This window comes from Lysinibacillus sp. NPDC093712 (genome assembly GCF_050280025.1).
Classification (GTDB): domain Bacteria; phylum Bacillota; class Bacilli; order Bacillales_A; family Planococcaceae; genus Lysinibacillus.
The window spans coordinates 77,948-102,860 of record NZ_JBNNUU010000009.1 but is presented as its reverse complement, the minus strand read 5'-3'; the positions used below and the strand labels follow the sequence as shown (position 1 = coordinate 102,860).

23 protein-coding genes and 1 riboswitch are annotated in these 24,913 nt (G+C 37.7%); of the genes, 21 read left to right on the top strand and 2 right to left on the bottom strand.

All coding sequences use genetic code 11. The features are described 5' to 3' along the window. Window positions 1–107 precede the first annotated feature (107 nt). The 8 genes from ACQKNX_RS22225 (at window position 108) to ACQKNX_RS22190 (ending at window position 8,978) form a co-directional block, all read left to right on the top strand. Window positions 108–743 (top strand): sugar transferase, encoded by a 636-nt coding sequence (locus ACQKNX_RS22225; protein WP_427430715.1) that lies wholly within the window; start codon window positions 108–110, stop codon window positions 741–743. A gap of 18 nt (window positions 744–761) precedes the next feature. Continuing rightward, window positions 762–1,886 (top strand): glycosyltransferase family 4 protein, encoded by a 1,125-nt coding sequence (locus ACQKNX_RS22220; protein ID WP_427430714.1) that lies wholly within the window; start codon window positions 762–764, stop codon window positions 1,884–1,886. A 1-nt stretch (window position 1,887) separates the two neighbouring features. Then, window positions 1,888–3,561: a GNAT family N-acetyltransferase gene (locus tag ACQKNX_RS22215; RefSeq protein WP_427430713.1), complete on the top strand. Its 1,674-nt coding sequence runs from the start codon at window positions 1,888–1,890 to the stop codon at window positions 3,559–3,561. Next, complete coding sequence (locus ACQKNX_RS22210) at window positions 3,542–4,288, top strand: hypothetical protein (protein ID WP_427430712.1); 747 nt, start codon at window positions 3,542–3,544, stop codon at window positions 4,286–4,288. The genes ACQKNX_RS22215 and ACQKNX_RS22210 overlap by 20 nt, the downstream gene beginning before the upstream one ends. Continuing rightward, window positions 4,276–5,292 (top strand): polysaccharide deacetylase family protein, encoded by a 1,017-nt coding sequence (locus ACQKNX_RS22205; protein ID WP_427430711.1) that lies wholly within the window; start codon window positions 4,276–4,278, stop codon window positions 5,290–5,292. Before ACQKNX_RS22210 ends, ACQKNX_RS22205 begins: the two co-directional genes overlap by 13 nt. Before the next feature lie 220 nt (window positions 5,293–5,512). Next, window positions 5,513–6,781 (top strand): imidazolonepropionase, encoded by a 1,269-nt coding sequence (gene hutI, locus ACQKNX_RS22200; RefSeq protein WP_427430756.1) that lies wholly within the window; start codon window positions 5,513–5,515, stop codon window positions 6,779–6,781. A 1-nt stretch (window position 6,782) separates the two neighbouring features. Then, the gene (locus ACQKNX_RS22195; protein WP_427430710.1) at window positions 6,783–7,781 is read left to right on the top strand and encodes an agmatinase family protein; all 999 of its coding nucleotides are present in this window, start codon (window positions 6,783–6,785) and stop codon (window positions 7,779–7,781) included. A 309-nt stretch (window positions 7,782–8,090) separates the two neighbouring features. Further along, the gene (locus ACQKNX_RS22190) at window positions 8,091–8,978 is read left to right on the top strand and encodes a 5'-3' exonuclease (protein WP_427430709.1); all 888 of its coding nucleotides are present in this window, start codon (window positions 8,091–8,093) and stop codon (window positions 8,976–8,978) included. Here the strand turns inward: ACQKNX_RS22190 and ACQKNX_RS22185 are convergent. Together ACQKNX_RS22185 and ACQKNX_RS22180 are read right to left on the bottom strand one after the other, a co-directional pair. Next, window positions 8,971–9,474, bottom strand: a complete 504-nt coding sequence (locus ACQKNX_RS22185; RefSeq protein ID WP_427430708.1) for a C39 family peptidase — start codon at window positions 9,472–9,474, stop codon at window positions 8,971–8,973. The two genes, ACQKNX_RS22190 and ACQKNX_RS22185, sit on opposite strands and share 8 nt — an antisense overlap. A gap of 301 nt (window positions 9,475–9,775) precedes the next feature. Further along, window positions 9,776–10,120, bottom strand: a complete 345-nt coding sequence (locus ACQKNX_RS22180) for a thioredoxin family protein (RefSeq protein ID WP_340826431.1) — start codon at window positions 10,118–10,120, stop codon at window positions 9,776–9,778. Window positions 10,121–10,581: 461 nt separating this feature from the next. Between ACQKNX_RS22180 and ACQKNX_RS22175 the strand changes: the two genes are divergently transcribed. From ACQKNX_RS22175 to ACQKNX_RS22115, 13 genes are all read left to right on the top strand, one after another. Continuing rightward, window positions 10,582–12,966: a 3-hydroxyacyl-CoA dehydrogenase/enoyl-CoA hydratase family protein gene (locus ACQKNX_RS22175; protein ID WP_427430707.1), complete on the top strand. Its 2,385-nt coding sequence runs from the start codon at window positions 10,582–10,584 to the stop codon at window positions 12,964–12,966. A 44-nt stretch (window positions 12,967–13,010) separates the two neighbouring features. Further along, on the top strand, window positions 13,011–14,183 hold the full coding sequence (locus ACQKNX_RS22170; RefSeq protein ID WP_340822676.1) for an acetyl-CoA C-acetyltransferase: 1,173 nt from the start codon (window positions 13,011–13,013) through the stop codon (window positions 14,181–14,183). Between the two features lie 71 nt (window positions 14,184–14,254). Next, window positions 14,255–16,039: an acyl-CoA dehydrogenase family protein gene (locus ACQKNX_RS22165; RefSeq protein ID WP_427430706.1), complete on the top strand. Its 1,785-nt coding sequence runs from the start codon at window positions 14,255–14,257 to the stop codon at window positions 16,037–16,039. Window positions 16,040–16,181: 142 nt separating this feature from the next. After that, a complete protein-coding gene (locus ACQKNX_RS22160) occupies window positions 16,182–16,349 on the top strand; it encodes a hypothetical protein (protein ID WP_427430705.1) in 168 nt (55 codons plus the stop codon). A 259-nt stretch (window positions 16,350–16,608) separates the two neighbouring features. Then, on the top strand, window positions 16,609–16,962 hold the full coding sequence (locus ACQKNX_RS22155; RefSeq protein WP_340822678.1) for an arsenate reductase family protein: 354 nt from the start codon (window positions 16,609–16,611) through the stop codon (window positions 16,960–16,962). 81 nt (window positions 16,963–17,043) lie between these two features. Continuing rightward, entirely contained in the window at window positions 17,044–17,424 is a 381-nt protein-coding gene (gene gcvH / locus ACQKNX_RS22150; protein ID WP_340822679.1) for a glycine cleavage system protein GcvH, read from the top strand. 240 nt (window positions 17,425–17,664) lie between these two features. Next, window positions 17,665–18,006, top strand: coding sequence for a hypothetical protein (locus ACQKNX_RS22145; RefSeq protein WP_401012717.1), 342 nt, complete (start codon window positions 17,665–17,667; stop codon window positions 18,004–18,006). A 13-nt stretch (window positions 18,007–18,019) separates the two neighbouring features. Beyond that, a complete protein-coding gene (locus tag ACQKNX_RS22140) occupies window positions 18,020–18,331 on the top strand; it encodes a thioredoxin family protein (protein WP_427430704.1) in 312 nt (103 codons plus the stop codon). Window positions 18,332–18,386: 55 nt separating this feature from the next. Next, window positions 18,387–18,491, top strand: a riboswitch (SAM riboswitch). An 84-nt stretch (window positions 18,492–18,575) separates the two neighbouring features. Beyond that, entirely contained in the window at window positions 18,576–19,604 is a 1,029-nt protein-coding gene (locus ACQKNX_RS22135; protein ID WP_427430755.1) for a methionine ABC transporter ATP-binding protein, read from the top strand. Continuing rightward, complete coding sequence (locus ACQKNX_RS22130; protein ID WP_427430703.1) at window positions 19,594–20,262, top strand: methionine ABC transporter permease; 669 nt, start codon at window positions 19,594–19,596, stop codon at window positions 20,260–20,262. Before ACQKNX_RS22135 ends, ACQKNX_RS22130 begins: the two co-directional genes overlap by 11 nt. Window positions 20,263–20,324: 62 nt before the next feature. Further along, a complete protein-coding gene (locus ACQKNX_RS22125) occupies window positions 20,325–21,188 on the top strand; it encodes a MetQ/NlpA family ABC transporter substrate-binding protein (protein WP_427430702.1) in 864 nt (287 codons plus the stop codon). Window positions 21,189–22,135: 947 nt separating this feature from the next. Continuing rightward, the gene (locus tag ACQKNX_RS22120) at window positions 22,136–23,461 is read left to right on the top strand and encodes a nucleotide sugar dehydrogenase (RefSeq protein WP_427430701.1); all 1,326 of its coding nucleotides are present in this window, start codon (window positions 22,136–22,138) and stop codon (window positions 23,459–23,461) included. Between the two features lie 16 nt (window positions 23,462–23,477). After that, on the top strand, window positions 23,478–24,908 hold the full coding sequence (locus ACQKNX_RS22115) for a polysaccharide deacetylase family protein (RefSeq protein ID WP_427430700.1): 1,431 nt from the start codon (window positions 23,478–23,480) through the stop codon (window positions 24,906–24,908). The last annotated feature ends 5 nt before the right edge of the window (window positions 24,909–24,913 follow it).

Genomic DNA, 24,913 nt, shown 5'->3' with positions numbered 1-24,913 from the left:
TTCCTTTTGTCATATTTACAGGGTATTTGCTTTGTCTGAAATAGTTCTATAAATGGGCGAAATGAATATATAAAGTTAAGCACTAAAAAAATGTAAAGGATGATGTATTGCACGTACAGACAGCTGAGACAATCACATTTTACGGTCAGTATGGTAAACGAATTTTTGATATAGTCGGGGCATTCATTTTATTACTTATTACAATTCCTCTTATGTTAGGTGTACTCCTCCTATTATTCGTTACTACAGGACGTCCCGTCTTTTTCAAACAAATTCGAACTGGTTATGAACATCAACGTTTTATCATTTGGAAATTAAGAACAATGGCTATTCAGGCAACACCTGTCAACATGCCTGCGATATGTACAGAAGGTATTCCAGATGATTACTATTTCAAAACTGACCAAGATACGCGCATTACAAAGGTAGGAGCGATATTACGTAAGTTAAGCATCGATGAAATTCCGCAGCTTTTAAACGTATTAAAGGGGGATATGAGTATTGTTGGACCAAGGCCCGAAGTACCGACAATTACAAATAGTTACAGTGCATTACAGGCACGCCGTTTGGAAGTAAAACCAGGTTTAACAGGGCTTGCACAAATTAACGGACGATCTAATATTTCACATGGTCAAAAAATCTCCTATGACATTCATTATGTAGAAAACATAACGTTTTGGATGGATTTAAAAATTGTTATGAAAACCTTTTTCGTCGTTCTAGCTAGAACAGGGGCTTACTAAAAGAGCAAGAGGTGAAGGATGCTGAAAATTGTTCAACTAATAACACGTATGGATAAAGTAGGGGGAGCTCAAAAACATGTGGAGGCACTTGCGATAAAGTTAAAGCAAGATGCCCATAAAGTTACGATTGTTACAGGTTATTATGATGCTTCATTATGGCGTTTACAAGATGAGCAAATTGATGTCATCAGTATCCCTGCCATGCAGCGGGCAATTCATCTAACAAAAGATATCCAAGCACTTTGGCAATTACGAGCTGCTTTTAAAAAAATACAGCCTGATGTCATTGCTACACACTCTTCTAAGGCAGGGGCAATTGGACGTATTATCGGCGGCCTTTTGCGCATCCCGACGATTTTTACCGCACATAGCTGGAGTTTTACAGAAGGGGTGCCACAAAAAAAGCAACTAATGTATCGTCAACTTGAAAAAACGGTCCAGCCATTAACAACTAAAATCATCACCGTTTCTGATTATGATCGTAAGTTGGCATTAACAAAAGGCATTGCACCTGCTCGTAAAATGCAGACGGTTCATAATGGCATTGAACAATTAGAAACGAAAATAGCACCAAATAGAGTGAGAAATGAGCATCCGCAAATTGTTATGGTTGCTCGCTTTGAGGTGCCAAAAAGGCAAGATTTACTGTTGGAGGCTTTGATGGAGTTATCGGATATCCCTTGGCACCTTCAATTTATTGGTGATGGTTCTTTGCGTCCCCAATTAGAAAGTTATGTGAAAGACAAAGGTTTTTCGGAGCGAGTTACGTTTTTAGGCAATCAATTAGATGTCACAGCATTGCTTCCTCAGAGTCATATCTTTGCCCTGCTATCAGATTGGGAGGGTCTACCCATTTCAATTATTGAAGCGATGAGAGCAGGACTTCCTATCATTGCCACGAATGTTGGTGGAGTTAATGAGTTAGTGACGGATCAAGAAAATGGATTTTTAATCGCTCGTGACGATCCAAGCCTACTGAAAAAAAGGCTTAAACAGCTGTTAACGGATGAAACGCTATGTGAAAAAATGGGCGATGTAAGTGAACGACGTTTTTTACGTGATTTTACGTTTATTCCTATGTATCAAAAAACATTATCAATCTATGAACAGGCAATTTCAAAGTTTGCTAAAAAGGGTGATTAAATTGCAATTAATTCGCATTAGAACAGAAGATGAACTTGTGTATTTTAAGGGGATTTGGGATGAGATATTAGCGAATGAACACAATGATAATCCGTTTATTGAATATGCATGGTTTTATAACTGGTGGATTACTATTGGAAGAAAAGAGCGTGTAGAGCTATATGCTGTGCAAAAGGATGATGATATTATTGCATTTTTGCCATTTACGGTTCGAATGCTTTGGGGTGTTCGTCTATATACCTTTACAGGTGAAAATATCGCTAATTATTCGGGTGTTATCGCAAGGGGAAAATGGCAATTACCTGCTATAACTTTTGTATTTGATGAGCTTATGAAAAAGCATCGTCATGTACTATTTTCATTTCATGGATTACTTGAAAGTAAAGAGTCCTCGAAAGCAATTGAGCAGTATTTCGTTGAAAGGCAATTACCGCCACATATTTTTCGAGTAGTAACACCATATCTTACTTTTCAAGACGTCGACTTCAATAGCCATTTCAATAATCGTAGAAAAATGCATGGGATAGATCGAAGAGAAAAGAAGCTGCGTAATTTAGGGTCTTTACGTACAAAAACACCTGAACAAGAAGACCTTTGGCAAATGTTTAGATTATTTGATCGACGTTGGGCAAAAAAGATGGATACGAGTGGTTTTACAAAAGGCAAGAAAAAGGAATTTTTTGAACACATTTTTCATCTTAAAGGGGAAGCGATGCAAGTAGAAGTAGACGCACTTGTTTTTGAAGATCAATGGCTTGCCTTTAACTATGGTATTTGCTGTCGAGGACGCTATGTCACTTACGCACTCGGACATGAGCCGAACTTCAATATTTTTGGAATTGGTCGTTTACTTAATCAAACGACGATAAAGCGCACTTTTTCAGAAAATTATCGTATGTTCGATATGAGTATTGGTTATGAGGCTTATAAATTTGATTGGCGCTCTGGCATCGATTTTACGCGGCGTATCGTCGCAAGTAGTAAAACAAAACGAGCAAAGGTTTTGCTTGGTTGGATTGTAATGAAGGAACGTTTAAAGGAAATGCTGAAAAGTAGTCAGCGTTTCGTTGGATGGAAACGTCACACTCTTGGTGAAATACGCTATTTAGTAAAGTATGGAAAAGTGAAAGATTGGCTAGAATATGGACAACAATTCGTTGAAAAGTTTGTTCGTTTTAAGCAAGTGGAATTGTACGAGTTATCCCCATCTGATCGGGTCGTTCCACAACAACCAGTAGGGGAGTTGTTTGAGGAAATGTCGATTCAAGAGGCCATGTCACTCGATCAGGAAGAGATTATTTCATTATTTTATAAGGGGTATACCATTTATAAAGATTCCTTTGCACAGACGACGAAGCCTGCATTTGCATTACATACGAAAAACTTACGTGTGGATGCATTGCAAGTCGTTGAATCGTTGCCTAAACAAACCTACTTTTTGAGCTACGATCTCTATAAAGAGATAGGCGTTGTTACAGCATTTATTCAAAAAATAAAGCCAAATGAAACACTTTGGGTAACGGCAAGCTTTTGGCAATGGCGTAAGCGAAAACGATTGCAGCAATTAGGCTATAAACGTATTTCTCGAATGAAGCATTTTAAATGTGCTCGTTATGAGCGCAATCATGTAGAAAATTACACAGAGAGTGGGGGCGGTGTTCATTCTATCCATTAGAAGTAAGCGATGGAATATCGCGATGCAGCATATTTACTTTGCAGAAAAGTTGGCAAATACTAGAAAATCAATGAAGTTAGTTTGTCACACACATTCACTTGTTCCGAGCCGTAAGCTTGTTAAACGTGAAGCGGTTCATATTCCATTAACAGATCATGAGTGCTCGATGTATACAGCACTTTCGAAAAACAATCGAAAACTGCTACGTCGCGCACAAGAAGAGCCCTATCAAGTATTTTTATATACAGAGCCTTCAGAAGAGAACTTACGAGCTTTTCAACAGTTTTATAATGATTTTGCAAAAAGGAAAAAAATTGAACAAATTACAAAATCGCAGATGGAATCCATTATGCTTTTAAATCAAAAAAACGCTTTGTTTTTGTCAGAAGTACGTAGTATGTGTGGACAAACATTGTGTTATCGATTGGATATTGTACATGCACAAAAAGCGATGTCCTATTATGTAGCGACAAGTGATGCTTTATCATTGCCTGCCCATTTAAAGCGTCCATTACGGTATGCGAATCGTTTCTTGTTATGGCACAATTTAATGTATTTAAAACAGCAGGAATTTGTACTATACGATATGGGCGAGTTAACAGATGTCGATACGATTCGTCAATTTAAATTGAGCTTCGGTGGACAAGTTGTTAACGTATATTCAGGCTACATCGCACAATCGAAAATGAGTGCGTTGTTATTGGGCGTGCAAAAGTGGAGAAAATAGCAATTAATGAAAAACATGGTGGTTTAGTGATTTCACTGGACTTTGAGTTAAATTGGGGTGTCCATGATGTATTTCGGCATGGACAATACAATAAAAATTTATATGGTGTTCGTCAGGCATTACCTAAAATTCTGATGCTGTTTAAGCAATATGAAGTACATGCGACATGGGCTACTGTTGGCTTATTATTTGCAGAATCTAAAGGTGAGATGGCTCATTACTTGCGAGGCATTCCAGTGAAATATAAACAAATGCGATATGCAGCACATTCCCAGCTTGCAAAAGTAGGAGAAAATGAGCAAGAAGATCTTTTACACTTTGGCAAATCGTTAATCGAAGAAATTATTCAAACACCCCATCAGGAAATTGGTAGTCATACATTTTCCCATTTTTATTGTTTAGAAAGTGGACAAACAGAAACGGATTTTCTTGCGGATTTACAAGCGATGAACATGATATGTGATGGGTATATTGAACCGATGAAGTCCATTGTTTTTCCACGAAATCAAGTGAATGACGATTATTTTGCAATTTGTCAGCAAGCAGGTTTTGTTTGCTATAGAGGAAATGAACTACATGATTTATACAATCCTAAAAAGTTCACTAAAAAAAATCGACTATCATTTGGAGTAATGAAATGGCTGGATAGCTATGTTAATGTAACTGGAAATCATATGGTACGACTAGAAGAGATGCAAGGGGATGCATTTATTAATGTTCGAGCAAGTGCATTTTTAAGACCATATAGTAGCTTGTTGCGTGCATTTGAGCACCTCAAGGTAAAACGAATTAAAGAAGGAATGCTAGCTGCTGCAAAGGAAGGGGCTTTTTATCATTTGTGGTGGCATCCGCATAACTTTGGAAAACATATTGATAAAAACTTGGCGATGCTTGAGGAGCTTTTGCAATATTATCAAGAATTACAGAAGGATTATAATTTCCAGAGCTATTCCATGCATGAGGTCGCCAGACTATGTAATGTAAGCAATAACATTTCTGAATAGAGTGTTATTGCTTTTTTATTTTAGTTGCTTCAGCATTCGTCTTCTACTTAAATGAGGTTCTGTTTTGTAGAATTTTTAAGAGAATAAGAGGGAAATTACCTGAGCGTGACGAAGATGTAAGTTACTTCGTGTTAATTTAGAATTTTAGGGTGTTTGCCCTATATAGAACAAGCAGAAGGAAAGAAGTAGCTTTCTACATAACAAAGGGGAGTTAGGGATGATGGAAAAGCAACAAAGGCCGATTTGGATTCAAAATATTTCTCAATTAGTGACAGTTGCAAGTGACAAGAAGGGACCTCGTGTACGTGAAGAAATGCGGGAGCTCGGAATTATTGAAGGTGGAAGCGTCTGGATTGAAGATGGTACTATTCAAGATCTTGGTACGACTCGTGACATGATACTGAAATATTTACCCCGTGCACAGGAAGCAGAGATTGTAGATGCAACGGGAAAAATTGTGACGCCGGGATTGATTGATCCTCATACACATGTTGTTTTTGGCGGAAGTCGCGAGCATGAATTTGAGATGCGTTTAGAAGGTGCAAGCTATATGGACATTATGAATGCTGGGGGAGGCATTCATGCAACAACTCGAAAAATGCGTACATTGACAGAAGAACATATTTTCAATCAAACGACGAGACGCTTGGACTTATTTTTACAGCATGGTGTCACAACATTAGAAAGTAAAAGTGGCTACGGACTAGATTTAGAAAATGAGTTAAAGCAACTACGTGTCATGCAGCGCCTACAAAAAAAGCACCCAATGGACATTGTGCCAACCTTTATGGGAGCACATGCAGTACCGGAAGAATATCGAGAGAACCCAGAGCAGTTTGTTGATTTAGTGATTGATGAAATGATTCCTGCAGTTGTTCAAGAAAATCTGGCAAAATTTATTGATGTATTTTGTGAGGTCGATGTCTTTACACCGGAGCAATCAGAACGTATTTTATTGGCAGGCAAGGCGCAAGGGCTCACCCCTAAAATACATGCCGATGAAATTGAAGAAAATAAAGGTGCGCATGTTGCGGCAAAAGTAGGAGCTATTTCTGCCGAGCATTTATTAAAAGTTTCGGACGAAGGCATTGAAGAGCTTGCTAAATCAGGTGTTATTGCATGTTTATTACCTGCGACAGCATTGTATTTAGGAGAAAAACCGGCACGTGCTAGAGACATAATTGACGCAGGTGTACCTGTAGCCATTTCGACTGATTGTAATCCTGGATCCTCTCCAACCATTTCGCTTCCACTTGTAATGAATCTGGCATGTATCACCATGAAAATGACACCAGCAGAAAGCTTATGTGCTGCTACATATAATGCTGCTTGTGCATTGCAAATTGAAGATCGTGTAGGTTCCATCGAAGTAGGAAAGCAAGCTGATTTAGTTCTTTGGGATGTCCATAATCATCAAAAGCTACATTATATTTTTGGTGTGAATCATGTGAAAAAAGTTTGGAAAAAAGGCGTGAAGGTGGTCGGTTAAAATGTTCATCCAACCTGAATGGCAGTGGAAACAAGAAAATGGCTCAAGTATGCATCAGTGGATTAAGCAAAAACAAAATCCACATGCAAATGATGTGGATATTATTGTGTATGGAGCATTATTATCATATGCAAATGATCCATCCAAAAAAGCACAGTATCCTAATGCTTTTCGCAAGGCATGGTCCAGTTTTCAATCTTATAATTTAGACGAACAAGTTGATTTACGTGCACTAGCAATTGTTGATATTGGTGATGTAGCCATAGATCCGAATAATCGGATGCTTTCGGAATCGGCAATAGAGGCGGCAGCGGAAAACTTAAGTATTGCCTATCAAAAAAGCTTCACATGCCTTATTGGTGGAGATCATGCGATTACTGCTTGTTCATTAAGGGGGATTAAAAGTGCTTTTCCGAAAGAGCGCATAGGCATTATTCAGCTTGATACACATTTAGATGCAAGAAATCAAGAAGAAATTGGATTAGCGTTGAACTCGCCAATTCATCAACTCATTGCATCAGGCGTTGTAGAGGGAAAGCATATTTATAATGTCGGCTTGCATGGCTTTTTTAATTCGCCTGAAATGATTTATTATGCACGTGAGCAAGGAATGCATATGATTACGTTAAAGCAGATGCGACGCGATGGTATACAGTTGACTATTCGTGAAATGCTGCGTCAGCTTATGCATGAAGTAGACAGAATTTATGTGTCCGTTGATTTAGACGCACTGGATATTACATTTGCGCCTGATGTACCTGCGGCCACACCTGGTGGGTTAACAGCCTATGAATTATTTGATATTTTAAAGCTTATTGGCGAAAATGAGGGCGTACGTCATATTGATTTTATTTACGCTGATCCAAAACACAATGAACTTCGTATAGAAACGGTGAAAACGGGCGTTACGGCATTTTTGCAGTGGCTAACGGGCATTCAATTGGATCACCGCAATCGCATATCGAGGAAAGAAAAGGCAGGCTATGGGGCTACTCCATAGTCTGTTATTTGTATAAATAAAAATAAATATTGCCGTTGATTTCCGCTACGAACGGGCGCTTTTTTGCGGGCAAAACGTAAGCCGCAACCCTAATTGTTTGAGTGCCTGGCACTTTCAACTTATGCAGTTTCCTCAGTAGCGTCCGGGTTTTTCTGTGAGTAAAGAGAAAAAATACATGACCGGCAAGGTAAATTGTTTGAGTGCCTGGCACTTATATTAAGTCGATAGTTTGCTATAATAGAAAAATGCTTATTATTCTTTAGATAATGACTAAACGCTAGAATAATGGATTAGAGAGGATTTTTCATCATGACTATAAAACCAAAATTGCTCATTGTTGATGGCATGGCATTGTTATTTCGTTCTTTTTTTGCTTCAGCTGCAATGGGGCATTTTATACGCTTAGAGGACGGCACACCTTCTAATGGTGCGCAAGGGTTTGTCCGCCATGTTTTGACGGCACAATCTATTATGCAACCAACACATTTAGCTATTTGTTGGGATATGGGTTCACAAACATTCCGAAATGAATTATATGATGGCTATAAGGCTAATCGCCCAGCACCGCCAGAGGAAATGCTTCCTCAATTTGATATGGCTAAAAACTTATCTCAACATATTGGGTGGCAAAATTTCGGTGTTGTCGGTATGGAGGCTGATGATTTAATCGGCTCAATGATTACCAAATGGCAAGACGAAGCCGATATCACGGTTATTAGTGGCGATAAGGATTTATTGCAATTGTTGACACCTACAACGCAAATAGCGTTTACGAAAAAAGGTTATACAGAGTATGACCTTTATACACATTCTCGATTTAAGGAAGAATATGGTATAGAACCGATTCAATTTGCACAAGTAAAGGCTTTTATGGGTGATACAAGTGATGGCTATCCAGGAGTTAAAGGGATTGGTCCAAAACAGGCGCTGACACTTATTCAAATGTACGGCTCTATTGACAATGTTATTTCTTCCTTGGAGGAATTAAAGCCTGGTCAACGTACGAAAATTAAAGACAATCTTGACATGCTGAAGTTATCACACGAACTAGCAACAATTCAAACGAATGTACCGATAGAAGCAGATATTGCTCAATTAGTAGTGCCAAACTATGAGCAACAAACATTTAAAGCGATAGAAGAACGTGGCTTTTCACTTATTGCAAAGCAGGCACGTTCATTGTATTCCCTTATTTAGGTGCAACTTTAACGAAGCTTAACACTTTTTCATTATTTTGAAATAGAGCAGTACGAATTTGGCTGGCGCGATTTTTGCCACCATTATCATGGAAAATTAACAATAGCTCACCGTCTTGCACGTCATAGCCAATGAGTGGTACCCAATGATAAACAAAGGTAGATTTTTTATCAAACCATTGCAGGCTAAAATAACGGTCAAAGCGCATTGCAACGGGGCGTCCTGCATCTATTTCCTGCAGCGCCTCTTTTAACGTACAGTTGCGTATTTCCCATGTCGGTAACAGTTTCCGAAGGTTATGAATTAAACGCCATTTAAACAAGCCAATTTTTGTGCCACCGAGTAGTTCATAAAGTTCGTTAACCGATGGGGCTGTCGGATTATAGTAGTGCAGAATGACATGGATTGTTGTTGGCCCACAGGCAGAATTACGATATTTAGGTGCAATGGATGTTTCGTATTGTGATATTCCGTGTATCGGCAAATACTGTTTCATAAAAATCTCCCTTCGAAAAAGAACTTTTTATATGTAAGTCTTAGGTGCTTTCACACATAATTACGTGGAATCCTTCTTTATATAATGAATCAAGCTGGGACAAAAGAGAAAAAGTGTTAGATTGTTTGCAAACAATCTAACACTTTTTTGCTGAGACAGTTGATGTTCGCCATGACAGGCGCTTTCCACGGACACACTGCATGAACGCAACCCTCGCGATCGCGTAGTTTGCTGCGTCATACATTTTGTGCTTTTCCTGCTGGAGTCACCGCCTTCGCTACAATTAACCAGTACTATCTATTTATTGTTGAGCAGCTAAAAACTCAGTAACTTGCTGAGGTGTTTTAGCGTTAGCACTATGTAAGTGTGCTAATTTTTCACCGTTTTGGAAAATTAATAAGCTTGGAATACCCATTACATCGTATTTATCTGCGATTTCAGGAAGCTCGTCGCGGTTAAGCTCGTACCAATCAAATTGATTGTACTCTTCAATAATTGGATCGATAAACATATTCATGCGTGTGCAATCAGGGCACCATCCAGCATAAAATTTCACAAGCACTTTTTGCTCACCAGAGATAAGCTCATTAAATTGTTCTGCAGTAGTTATTGTTTTCATTAGTAGTTCACTCTCCTTGCTAACCATTTTACACATTTTCTCTTCATCCTGAAAGTTATCTGTTTGGGATATATAGACTCTACTTATTGTCCTGTTTTCGCTCGTAAAAAACAAAAAAAGTTGTATATTGCAAAAATAAATGAAGAAAAAAGATTGCTAATTTAGACAAAATAATCTACACTAAAAACAGAAAAAGTAGTTTTATTTTCATTCAGTGGAAGACTTTTCTCACGCTGTATTTGAGTTGTATATCAACTGACTGAAGATAAGTCTCTGGCGCTTGTCACAGATTATGAAATGACATCAGTTAAAATCTTTTAGCTAAAAATCTACGACAATGTAAGTGATTGCGACTAGCTAGCATACATTGTAAAAGGTCAACGTGAATGTCAAAATCTAAGCAAAAAACGCCAAAGCGAAATTTTGATTTTTTTTGGCCAAAAAATGAATGGCTATTCATTCAATGGGAGAATAAGGGGGAATTGCTTGTGACTTATAACATTAAAAAAGCGGCTGTTCTAGGTTCTGGAGTAATGGGTTCTGGAATTGCAGCACATTTAGCAAACATCGGTATTCCAACATTATTATTAGACATTGCACCGAAAGAACTAACGAAAGAGGAGGAAGCAAAGGGTTTAACTTTAGAGCATCCAGCTGTAAGAAATCGCTTTGTGAATAGTGCTCTTCAAAAGTTAGTGAAGCAAAAGCCAGCACCACTTACTTCTAAGAAAAATTTATCGCTACTAACGGTGGGGAACTTTGAAGACGATTTAGACAAATTAAAAGATGTAGATTGGGTAATTGAAGTTGTTGTTGAAAATCTAGCAATAAAAAAAAGCTTATATGAAAAAATTGATGCTGTACGTTCTGCAGGTACAATTATTAGTTCTAATACATCAGGAATTAGTATTAATGCAATGGCGGAAGGGCGTTCAGAAGATTTCCAAAAACATTTTTTAGGGACGCATTTCTTCAATCCGCCACGCTATTTAAAATTACTTGAAGTAATCCCTGCAACGACAACTGCACCGGAAGTTGTAGACTTTATGAAAAAATTCGGTGAGGACATTCTTGGCAAAGGGGTCGTACTAGCAAAAGATACACCGAACTTCATTGCCAATCGCATAGGCACATATGGACTGCTCGTTACTTTACAGGAAATGATGAAAGGCGGCTATTCAGTTGGCGAAGTAGATTCAGTAACGGGGCCACTTATCGGTCGTCCAAAATCTGCTACTTTCCGTACATTAGATGTCGTTGGCTTAGATACTTTTATCCATGTGGCAAAAAACGTATATGACCAAACGTCAGGAGATGAACAGCAAGTATTTGCAGTGCCGGAGTTTTTGCAAAAAATGGTTACAAACGGCTGGCTAGGTGCTAAGTCTGGGCAAGGTTTCTTCCAGAAGCAAGGGAAGGGAATTTTAGAAATTGATCCAAACACATTAGCTTATAGCCCTGTGAAAAAATTACAAACTCCTTCAATTGAAATGGCGAAGCAAACGCGAGGATTAGCTAATAAAGTTAAGGCATTAACGTATGCTAAAGATCGTACAGGTGAGCTGTTATGGGGTATTTTTGCACCGACATTAATTTACTCTGCACAGCTGCACGGTGAAATTGCCGATGATATTGTGGCAATAGATAATGCAATGAAATGGGGCTTCGGTTGGCAACAAGGTCCATTTGAAATATGGGATGCCATCGGTGTTACAGAATCCGTTGCCAAAATGGAAGCGGAAGGTCGCGAGGTTCCTGTATTTGTAAAAGACATGTTAGAGAAGGGCTTTACTTCATTCTATTCAGAACTTGAAGGTGACGTAGCGTATTATAACGGGTCACAATTCGTAAAAGTTCCTGTTAATGAAAAAGAAATTAACTTAAAGCGCTATAAAAAGAAACATGGTGTTATTAAGTCTAATACAGGTGCTAGCTTAATAGATTTAGGTGACGGAATTGCCCTACTTGAGTTCCATTCCCAATCTAATGCCATCGGTTTAGATATTATTCAAATGATTAACTACGCAGTAGATGAAGTGGAAGCAAATTATAAAGGCTTGATAATCGGAAACCAAGGTAAAAACTTCTGTGTCGGTGCTAACTTAGGAATGATTTTAGTAGAAGCACAGGATGATAACATTTTCGAACTAGACTTTGTCATTAAAGCATTCCAAGATGCTATGCAAAAAATAAAATATTCTAACAAACCTGTTGTGGCAGCACCGTTCGCGATGACGTTAGGTGGGGGCGCAGAAGTATGCTTACCTGCTGCACATATCCAAGCGACGATGGAAACTTATATGGGCTTAGTAGAAGTCGGTGTTGGTCTAATTCCAGGGGGTGGCGGTAATAAAGCGCTTTACCAAAAGTTCTTAAAAGGTTTACCAAATGGCGTTGAGATAGACTATCAAAATATTGCTAATAAAGTATTCGAAACAATTGCGATGGCAAAAGTTTCAACTTCAGGTGAGGAAGCGCGCGATAATAACTTCCTAGATTTTGCAGATGGTATTTCAGTCAATGCAGATCACCAAATTTATGATGCAAAACAGGCTGCTTTGGCACTTTATGATGCAGGCTATCAACCACCAGTGCCAACAAAAGTTCCTGTTGTCGGTGCATCGGGCTACGGTACGTTACTAATCGGTGCTCAAGGGATGTTTGAATCAGGTTTCATTAGTGAACATGATTTAAAAATTGCGAAGAAGTTAGCGTATGTCATTGCAGGTGGAAAAGTTCCATATGGCACATTAGTAGATGAGCAATACCTATTAAACTTAGAGCGTGAAGCATTCTTAAGCTTAGTTGCAGATCCGCTATCTCAACAAAGAATGCAACACATGTTATTAAAAGGGAAACCACTTCGTAACTAACTAGACTAAAATGTTTGCACATGAAACAAAGGGGGATTTAGACGATGCGTGAAGCCGTTATTGTAGCAGGAGCACGAACTCCTATTGGAAAAGCGAAAAAAGGTTCATTAGCAACAGTAAGACCGGATGATTTTGGGGCAGCAGTTGTCAAAGAAACGTTAAAAAGAGCGGGCTATGAAGGTCCTGTCGATGACTTAATTTTAGGTTGCGCAATGCCAGAAGCAGAGCAAGGGATGAATGTAGCTCGTAGTATCGGAGCGCTTGCAGGGCTACCAGATACTACACCTGCACTGACAATTAATCGATTTTGTTCATCAGGTTTACAGGCAATAGCATATGCAGCTGAACGTATTATGCTTGGTCATTCAAAGGCTATTCTTGCTGGCGGTGTTGAATCGATGAGTATGGTGCCAATGGTAGGAAATACACCACGCTTAAATCCAACATTAGCTGAAACTGCACCACAATACTATATGGGGATGGGGCATACAGCAGAGGAAGTAGCACGTCAGTACAATGTGAGTCGTGAAGATCAAGATGCATTTGCTGTACGATCACATATGCTTGCGGAAAAAGCAATTAAAGAAGGTAAATTCAATGATGAGATTGTTCCGATTGAGGTGGAACAACATTATGTGGACAACAATAATAAGCTACAGGTGAAAAAATTTACCTTCAGTGTCGATGAGGGCGTTCGTCCGGGCACATCAGTTGAAGGCTTAGCTAAACTTCGTCCTGCATTCCATGTAAAAGGAAGTGTTACAGCAGGTAACGCTTCTCAAACTTCTGATGGCGCAGCTGCAGTTCTAGTAATGGATCGTGAGGAAGCAGAAAAGCAAGGAATGACACCGATGGCTAAGTTTTTAGGCTTTGCGGTTGGCGGAGTTCCACCAGAAGTAATGGGTATCGGCCCAATCGTGGCAGTTCCCAAAGCGCTTGAAATTGCAGGTTTATCAATTCAAGATATTGATTTGTGGGAAATTAACGAAGCGTTTGCATCTCAATCATTACAGGTGGTTCGTCATTTAGGTATTGACCAAGAGAAAGTAAACGTTAATGGTGGTGCAATTGCATTAGGACATCCGCTTGGCGCAACAGGTGCAATTTTAACATTGAAATTAATTCATGAACTGAAACGTCAAGGCAAAAAATATGGTGTGGTTACAATGTGTATCGGCGGTGGTATGGGCGCTGCTGGAGTATTTGAGATTTTATAAGTTATGTGAAATTATTTGAGAATTGCGAATTGTATGAGTGCCTGGCACCTAAAAATAAGGAGGAATTTAACATGACAGAAAAAACAACAGATATCATTAAAGGCGGCGGATTTATCATTGAGGACGTGGCATTGGACCGCGTATTTACACCAGAAGATTTTACAGATGAGCATAAAATGATTGCCAAAACTACTGAAGAGTATGTTGCTAATGAGGTATTACCTGTAGTTGAAAACTTGGAGCATCATGAGTTCGAGCATTCAGTACGTCTACTGAAAAGTGCTGGTGAACTTGGTTTATTAGCTGCAGATGTACCAGAAGAATACGAAGGTCTTGGCTTAGATAAAGTATCTTCTGCATTAATCGCTGAAAAAATGTCAGTAGCTGGAGGCTTCTCGATTACACATGGTGCACATGTAGGGATTGGTTCATTGCCAATCGTGCTATTCGGGAACGAAGATCAAAAGCAAAAGTATTTACCGAAGCTTGCTTCTGGTGAATTAATTGCAGCTTACGCATTAACAGAGCCTGGTTCAGGTTCGGATGCTTTAGGTGCCAAAACGACTGCAAAGCTAAATGCTGCTGGTACTCATTATGTATTAAACGGTGAAAAACAATGGATTACGAACGCTGGTTTTGCTGATGTCTTTGTTGTGTACGCAAAAATCGATGGCGATAAATTCTCAGCATTCATCGTGGAACGTGCCTATAATGGTGTTTCTGTAGGACCAGAAGAAAAGAAAATGGGTATCAAATCTTCTTCAACTCGTACATTAGTGCTTGAGGATGCAGAAGTACCTGTTGAAAATCTACTAGGTGAAGTAGGTCGTGGACACGTCATTGCGTTTAACATTTTAAATATCGGTCGTTATAAATTAGGTGTAGGAACAATCGGTGGCTCAAAACGTGCTTTAGAGCTAGCTATTCAATATACAAACCAACGTCAACAATTTAAAACGAAGCTTTCTGATTTTAACTTAACGAAAGAAAAACTATCGACAATGGCGTCTCAATTATATGCGTCTGAGTCATTAAATTATCGTACGGTTGGTTTATTTGAAGATCGTTTAAGCCAGTTAAGCCCTGAAGAACAAAAGCAAGGGAAAGTTATTGCAAATGCAATAGCTGAATATGCAATTGAGTGTTCGATTGCGAAAGTGTTTGGTTCGGAAACATTGGATTATATCGCAGATGAAGCGGTGCAATTACATGGTGGCTATGGCTTCATGGCAGAATATGAAGTGGAGCGTATTTATCGCGATTCCCGAATTAACCGTATTTTCGAAGGTACGAATGAAATTAACCGCATGATTGTACCAGGTACATTTATGAAAAAAGCGTTAAAAGGTGAATTGCCATTATTACAGGTCGCGCAAAACTTACAACAAGAACTTCTTATGCTAATGCCTGAAGATGTAGGCACAGAGCCACTAGCACAAGAAAAATACCTTGTGAAAAATGCTAAGAAAATTGCTGTATTAGCAGCTGGTATGGCAGCACAACGCTACGGAGCGAAGCTTGACCAAGAACAAGAGGTATTAGTGAACATTGCCAATATCGCCAACCAATTATTTGCTATGGAGTCTACTGTTTTACGTACAGAAAAGGCAATTGCGCGTGAAGGTGCAGAAAAATCACATCAAAAACTACTTTACACACAAATCTTCTGCCAAGAAGCATTTGCAGAAATTGAGAAAGAGGCAAAGGATACAATTCTTGCTTCAGCAGATGGAGATGCTGCACGTATGACATTGTCAGCATTACGTAAACTGACTCGTAACAATCCTTATAACCTGATTGCTAAAAAGCGTGAAGCTTCAGTTAAACTAATCGAAGCAGAAAAATTCATCGTATAATATAAACTTTGACCTAGTTACTTGCTATAGGATAGTTAAGATTAGAGTGTCGCCAAAAGGCAACGAGAAAATCATTCTTGTTGCCTTTTGTTATGTGGGTGCCAGGCACTCAAACAATTCTGAATTTTGCTAGTAGATATTAATGGAAGACGAAACAGGCCGCGTGCTAGCGAGGGTTACGGCTTACACTGTGCCCGCGGAAAGCGCAATGGATTTTTACGATATAGGAGCTGACATTATGCCAAGTGCCCATGCCAAAGTGTCAGGCACACAAACAATTCTAACTTTGCATTTTAAGACTACTAAGTAAAAATCCACGTAGACTCCTGCGGGAACAGCACAGAATGTAAGACGTAATAGACCGCCCGCTAGCGAGGGTTACGGCTTACACTGTGCCCGCGGAAAGCGCAATGGATTTTTACGATATAGGAGCTGACATTATGCTAAGTGCCCATGCCAAAGTGTCAGGCACATAAACAATTATGAAATTAACCAATAAATGTTTCGTTTTGGCTCATACTAGTTATGATGGTATACTACAGGAAATGATAGCAGAGGAGCCTATAAATATGATTCAATTTATCCATTACCCTAAATGTACAACTTGTAAAAAAGCACAGAAGTGGTTAAACGACAATGGCGTTTCATACGAAGAGGTACACATTGTTGAACAACCACCTACGAAAGAGCAAATAAAAAGTTATTGGCAAGCTAGCGGACAGCCACTGAAGAAATTTTTCAATACATCTGGCATGAAATATCGTGAACTTGGGTTGAAGGATAAACTGGCGGAAATGCCGGAAGATGAACAGCTCACACTACTTGCTTCTGACGGTATGCTAATTAAGCGACCAATTGTTACTGATGGAAAAAAAGTAACGTTAGGTTTTAAGGAATCAGATTTTGAACAAGCGTGGAAATAACAGCTTTAATCCTTGTTTTTATGAAAGAAATATGGCACACTGAAAGTGAATATATTACATATTTATGGAGGGGTTTTTGGCATGAGCACACCTAAAGACTTACGTTACTCTGAAGAACACGAATGGGTAAAATTAGAAGATGGTAAAGTACGTATCGGTATTTCACATTTCGCACAATCTGAATTAGGAGATATCGTTTTCGTTGAGCTTCCACAAGTTGGCGACGAAATTAAAACAGATGATCCATTTGGAAGCGTAGAATCAGTAAAAACTGTTTCTGAATTATACGCACCCATTTCAGGTACTGTAGTTGAAGTAAATGCAGATTTAGAAGATAGCCCTGAATTCGTAAACGAATCACCATATGAAAAAGCATGGATGATCGTTGTAGAACCTGCTGATGCTTCAGAAATTGAAAGCCTTATGACTGCAGAACAATACGAAGAAATGATTGCAGAATAAACAAGCCTATAATAGAAAAACGTCGGCATACATACCGGCGTTTTTTATTATATAGCACGAGGTATTAGTTGCCTTGACTCTGCAAGTAAACGATAGTACAGTGACTCACCATAAAATGTTGTCCAAATTGCGAAGCGACATGTGAAAATGATTGTTAACATGTAGATCTATACATCGTGTGGAATCCTGTAATTGCGATGAATTGTTGTAGTAAATAACTGTCTAAATGGGGGTGGCGCGATGTTCGAAGGGAAATGTTTAATCGTGGAAGGCCGTTCGGATAAGCTTCAAATAGAACCTATTTTGAGTGAAGATGTTACAATACTTTGTACGAATGGTACAATTGGTGTGCATCAATTAGAAGAATTACTCGACCCATATGAGGGCTGTGAGCTATATACATTTTTTGATGCAGATGCATCAGGAGATAAACTACGAGCATTAATGGACAGACATTATCCTGAGGCGGAGCATTTGCGGACAATGCCTACTTATAAAGAAGTAGAAACTACACCGAGGAAAGTGCTTGCGATGATTTTATTGCGCGCGCATTTTTCCATCCATAATGAATATATTTTGTAAGGTTGCGTGAAAAATGGAAGAATGGTCAAAAGAGCAGTGGGAAACGGCTGTAAAATCTGGTGGAAAAACTGCCTTTTATTTATATACACCGATGTGTGGAACTTGTGCAGTTGCATCTAAAATGATGGATATCATAGAACAGTTACTGCCACAGTTGAAATTAGGTAAGGCAAATATTAATTTTTTAGAGCAAATAGCTTATGATTTTCAAATCGAAAGTGTACCTTGTTTACTCGTTAGCGATGGAGGAAAAGTTATAGAGAAGGTTTATGCATTTCAATCCGTACCATTTTTATACGAATTGTTAAAAAAACCAATTGACTGAACTTTGCTAGCATGGTAAAGTAACAACTATATTAAAAACTATTAAATATATCGAACTCTTATAAAGAGTGGCGGAGGGAAGTGCCCTATGAAGCCCGGCAACCATCACATATGTGAAAAGGTGCCAAATCACTCAAAGATTTTTCTTTGAAAGATGAGAGAACGGTTTAGCGTATAAAATACGTGACCCCTTCTACTTGTCTATGAGTGAAGGGGTTTTCTATATGAGAAAAGGAGTATTCGCTATGATACAGCTTCAAAATATTACGAAGAAATACAAAACCGCAAATGGCGAATTAACTGCTGTTAAAGATGTCAATCTTACGATTAACAAAGGTGAGATTTTTGGCATTATCGGCTATAGTGGCGCTGGTAAAAGTACGATGATTCGTTTATTAAACGGTTTAGAAAAGCCGACAACAGGTTCGGTGAAGGTGAACAATCAAGAATTTTCATCTATTAAGGGCCAAAAGTTGCGTGATGCTAGACAAAAAGTAAGTATGATTTTCCAACATTTTAACTTGCTTTGGTCAAGAACAGTTGCTGAAAATATCGCTTTTCCACTTGAAATTGCAGGTATAGCTAAGAGTGAGCGAGACGCACGTGTGAAAGAACTTATTGCACTTGTTGGTTTAGAAGGACGTGACAAGGCGTATCCATCACAGCTATCAGGCGGTCAAAAGCAACGTGTTGGTATAGCACGAGCACTTGCCAATAATCCTGAAGTGCTGTTATGTGATGAAGCTACATCGGCACTCGATCCAGAAACAACAGATGCAATCCTTGATCTGCTTGTCGACATTAACGAACGATTAGGTTTAACGATTGTATTAATTACCCATGAAATGCATGTAATCCGCAAAATCTGTCATCGTGTAGCAGTAATGGAAGCTGGAGAAATTGTTGAACGTGGTGAAGTATTACAAGTGTTCCAAGCACCACAAGCAGCGATTACTAAAAAATTCGTTTCGCAAATTACCGATACGAAGGAAACCCAGGAGACAGTCGCACAACTTAGAGTAAATTATCCAACGGGACACCTTGTTAAGCTTGTCTTTGTTGGTGAAAAAACAGAGCAACCTGTTATATCGCATTTAGTAAAACAGTTTGATGTGGAAATTAGTATTGTCCATGGCAATATCTCACAAACTAAAAATGGCGCATACGGTACTCTTATAGTGCAAATTGATGGCACGGATACAAATGTAGCAGCTGCACTAAATTATTTAAATACAGTTGAAGTACAAACGGAGGTGATTGCAAATGCTAACTAGTCTCTTTCCGAATGTCGACTGGGAAAAAATGTGGACAGCCACATATGAAACACTTTATATGACCACTCTTTCAACAGTCGTAACATTTATACTTGGTTTAGCCATTGGCACAATCCTCTTTTTAACGAGTCCAAACCAATTGTGGGCTAATAAAATCGTTAACTTTTTAACAGGATCGGTCGTTAATATCTTCCGTTCAATACCATTTATCGTGTTAATTATTTTACTAATACCATTTACGAAGTTTTTACTTGGGACAATTCGAGGAGCAAACGCAGCCCTACCAGCACTTATTATCGGTGCTGCACCATTCTATGCACGAATGGTATTAATTGCATTACGAGAAATTGATAAAGGCGTTATTGAAGCCGCACGCTCGATGGGTGCTAAAACGTCCACAATTATTTGGAAAGTACTAATTCCAGAATCATTACCGGCACTTATTTCTGGGATTACCGTAACGGCTGTAGCACTCGTTGGGTATACGGCAATGGCTGGAATTATTGGTGCTGGCGGCCTAGGAAACTTAGCCTTTTTAGATGGCTTCCAACGTAATCGCCAAGATGTGACATTAATGGCAACTATTTTGATCTTAGTAGTCGTATTTATCATTCAATGGATTGGCGATATGATTACAACAAAAACAGACAAACGTTAAAAAGGTTAACCCGGTTTTTACCGCTAACATATTGTTTGAACAAATAAAGGGAGTGTATACAAATGAAGAAGTTATTAGCAGGATTATTTTTATCAGTACTTGTACTAGCTTTAGCAGCTTGTGGTGCTGGTAACAAAGACGAAGCAGGTTCAACATCTGGAGACAAGGCAGACGACAGTGCAAAAACTGAAGAAAAAGTAACATTAAAAATAGGTGCTTCTAACACACCTCACGCAGTTATTTTGGAACAAGCAAAACCGATTTTAGCTAAAGAAGGTATTGATTTAGAAATTGAAACGTACCAAGATTACGTACTACCTAACCAAGATTTAGATTCAAAAACTATTGATGCAAACTATTTCCAACATATCCCTTATTTAGAATTACAAATTAAAGATAATGGTTATGATTTCGTAAATGCTGGCGGCGTACATATCGAGCCAATCGGTATTTACTCTAAAAAATATAAATCTCTTGAAGACCTACCTAAAGGTGCAACAATCTTATTATCAAACTCAGTTTCAGACCATGGCCGTATGCTGTCATTGTTAGAAGCAAAAGGCTTAATTAAATTAAAAGATGGTATCGACAAAACAGCAGCAGAAATTAAAGATATCGTTGATAATCCAAAAGACTTTAAATTCGATGCAAATACTGCACCAGAATTACTTGTTCAAATGTTTGAAAATGAAGAAGGCGATGCGGTTCTTATCAACTCTAACTATGCAATTGATAACGGCCTAAACCCAATTGAAGATGCAATTGCACTAGAAGATAAAGAATCTCCATATGTTAATATTATTGCGGTACGTGCTGGAGATGAAAATAAGCCAGAAATTAAAAAATTATTAGAAGTATTAAAATCTAAAGAAATCCAAGACTTCATCCTGAAGGAATGGAAAGGCGCAGTAGTACCAGTAAAATAATGAAAACTTTTATAAAAGAGGATGTAAGTATGAAAACTTACATTCTCTTTTTTCGTGAAAAATGAATTGCAGTTGGATTACTGGAAAATATAACTGTTTGTAAGTGAGGTAATTTCGCATGCATTAATTTAAATTACCAAAAATTTTATATAGAAATGGTTTGGTAAGTTTTATAAAATAAATGAATCAATCATCGCTCAATATGTCTTGTACAAACATGTCAAATTGAGATACTACGTGAGAAAAATCTTTTGTATAAGTGATGGTATTGGATTATTTTTTTATCCTTTCACTAGAATAGGAAGCAAATTCTAATCAGCCATCTAGTATCGATTCTCAATCGATGTTAGGTGTTTTTTTATTTGAACAGCGAGTAGTGGCTTTAGAAGTATAAAAAGGGTATATAAAAGGTTTATATAAACAATTTTTGAAATGTAATGTTAATTTAGAAGATTAACATTCCTCAGTATTACAATTGTTTTTTCTATAATACTGTTAAATAGAGATGCGTGACAAGGTAATGAACATACATGAAGGAGACTTTTCATATTATGAAACAAAATGCTTAGGCGGTACGGAATTTCAGGGGTTATTAGAAGTGAATATAAAATTTATAAAATTTTTTGCGACAAATAATTACAGCTCCTTATCTAATTGTTTATATTCAAAAGAGGAGTATATGTAGTAAGTTGCTGAAAAAAATATGATACAAAAGAATTATGTCTTTATTAAATTAAGTAATTATCGATTTATAAACAGGTCTATTAACTTCTTCTTGAAAATTGTTTAGAAAATGTTTAGTTAAAATTAGTACTATAGGAATGTTAACAAAATGTGTTTTAATGTATTCTCAAATGAACTTAAAGAATGAATCGTAATGCTTTTACGACGCAAAAAGGTTTAATTTGTATTTATTTTATAAAATTAGGTGAAGGAGTTATTTGTTTATGGGGATAAAAATTGAATCATCAAAAGAAGCCTTATCAAAGAAAATAACAACAGGACAAGCTACAATTGGCGTAATTGGACTTGGTTATGTAGGTTTACCATTGGCTTTAGAAATAGTCAAAAAAGGATATCAAGTTATTGGTATCGATAAAAATAACGAAAAAATAGCCAAATTAAAAAATGGCAAAAGTTATATTGCGGATATATCTAATGCCATTATCGGAGAAGCCTTGAAAGAAGAGAAGTTTGAAACGACAACTGATTTTTCAAAGCTTGTTTGTGTAGATGTAATTATTATTTGTGTTCCAACTCCAACAGCTGCAGATGGAACACCGAATATTTCTTACATTGAAGATGCGGCTGAAGCGATTGTGCAGTATATGTCTGCAGACACATTAATTATCCTTGAAAGTACTACGTACCCTGGAACGACAGAAGAAGTAGTTCAACCGATTTTAGAAAAAGGTGATTATGTTATTGGACAGGATATATTTTTAACCTATTCCCCTGAACGTGTAGACCCTGGAAATATTAATTTTACAGTCTCTAATACACCGAAAGTAGTTGGAGGCGTTACAGAAGCTTGCTTAGAAATATCAAAATTATTTTACGAAACTATAGTAAATACAAATGTCTATACCGTTTCTAATCCAAAGGTCGCTGAGATGGAGAAGTTACTGGAAAATACCTTTCGCCAAATCAATATTGCATTGGTCAATGAGTTAAGCAAAATATGCTATAAAATGAATGTGGATGTTTGGGAAGTAATTGAAGCTGCTTCGACAAAACCATATGGATTTATGCCGTTTACACCTGGACCTGGGGTAGGCGGTCATTGTATTCCGATTGACCCAAAATATTTATTGTGGGCAGGCCAACAACATGGTATTACGGCTTCATTAATTGAGACGGCAGATAAAATTAATGAGTCGATGCCAAGTTTTGTAGTAGAGAGACTAGAAAATTATCTTATTGCACAGAAGAATGAGCATAAAGCTGGGAAGATTGTCGTTATTGGTGTCACTTATAAACCAAATATTAATGATTTTCGTGAATCACCGGCGCTTCATGTCATTCAAGAATTAATGGAAAAACAGTATGTGGTAATGGTTGTTGATCCATATATTGAAACATTTTCTGTTAATTATTGTGATATTAATACCGTTCCTTTATCGAAACAATTAATCCAAGAAGCTGATGCTGTATTAATTTTAACGAATCATACAGCAATTGATTATGCAATGGTCGATCAAAATGCTGCTTTAATATTTGATACACGAAGTACACATTTTTTATTTTCAAATAAAAACTATTATAAATTGTAAGGAGAAATTTGTGGTAATGAAAAGACTAAAATTATGTAGTCTACTATTCATTTTGTTCATAGCAGGGTGTCAATCCGCAACACAAAGTAATCTGGCTGCACCAGTAGATTCAACGATTGAAATAAAAGAGCATGATGGAACAATGAGTGACATCATACGTCATGCAAATATCCTTAGTCCAAAAGTAGCTTTAACTTTTAATGGTCTTGCAGACAATGAAACAATGCAAAAGTTATTAAAGGTGCTAGATCAATTTAATATGAAGGCAACGTTTTTTGTAGAAGGTATGCGTTTAGCACAAGAACCTGAATTGGTTAAGAAGATATTGGCGAAAGGACATGAAGTAGAAAACGGCACATTAACTTTCCCTGATATGGCAGAGTTAGATTATGAAGATACTTATAAGGAAATATATTTAACAAATAAAATTTTTGAAGAGCAATTAGGTTATACACCTAAATATGTGAGAAGTCGCTCGGGGGATTCAACCGATAATATGCGCTATGTCACAAAAGTACTCAATATGAAAGCTGTCGTAGAAGCTTCCGTTAATCCTAAAGATCGCAATATGCAAAGTGCGGAAGAGATGATGAATTATATTCGACATTACGTAGATAGTGGTTCAGTCATCCATTTAAATACGTATATTAATCCAGCAATTATTGATGTTGTCCCATTACTGGCTCAGTTTAGCGAAGAAAAAGGTTTTATTTTATCTACGTTAACGGAAGTATTTGAAAATGAGTATTTAGTCAAATCTTTAGAAGAAATAGAAGGCTATGATGCTATTAAAATAAATCCAGATTACGAAAATGTGCAACCAAATGTGTTTTACCGTAAAAATACATCGAAAAAAGAAATTGCATTATCCTTTGATGATTGGGCAAGTGAGAAAAGAACTAAAGAAATATTAGATATTTTAGATAAGTATAATATCCATTGCACATTTTTCTTAATTGGTAAGGGCGTAGAAAAAAATCCTCAATTAGCACGATTAATTGTTGATAGGGGGCACGAAGTGGCGAGTCATTCCTATAACCATATTGACGTTACGTCCATGACACCAGAGGAGCTACAAGAGGATGTAATGAAAGCACATCAAGCATTAACGTATGCTTTACAGGAATCTCCGTTATTGTATTTTAGACCAAATCAAGGTGTTATCAATGAAGAGTCGGCAAAAATTATTGCTGCCACAGGTGTTAAAGCAATTGCCATGTATGATATTGCATCTTTTGATTGGAACTTAGATTTTTCGGCTCAAGATATTTATAATCGGGTCATAAGTAGGGCTGCTCCAGGTAAAGTGGTGGTTATGCATATATTAGACGGTACAAAAACAGTCGAAGCATTGCCATTAATTATTGAACAACTACAAAAGCAAGGCTATAGTTTTGCAAAAATGTCGACTTGGATTGAAGAAGATTCGAATAAGAAAGTGAATTGATAATC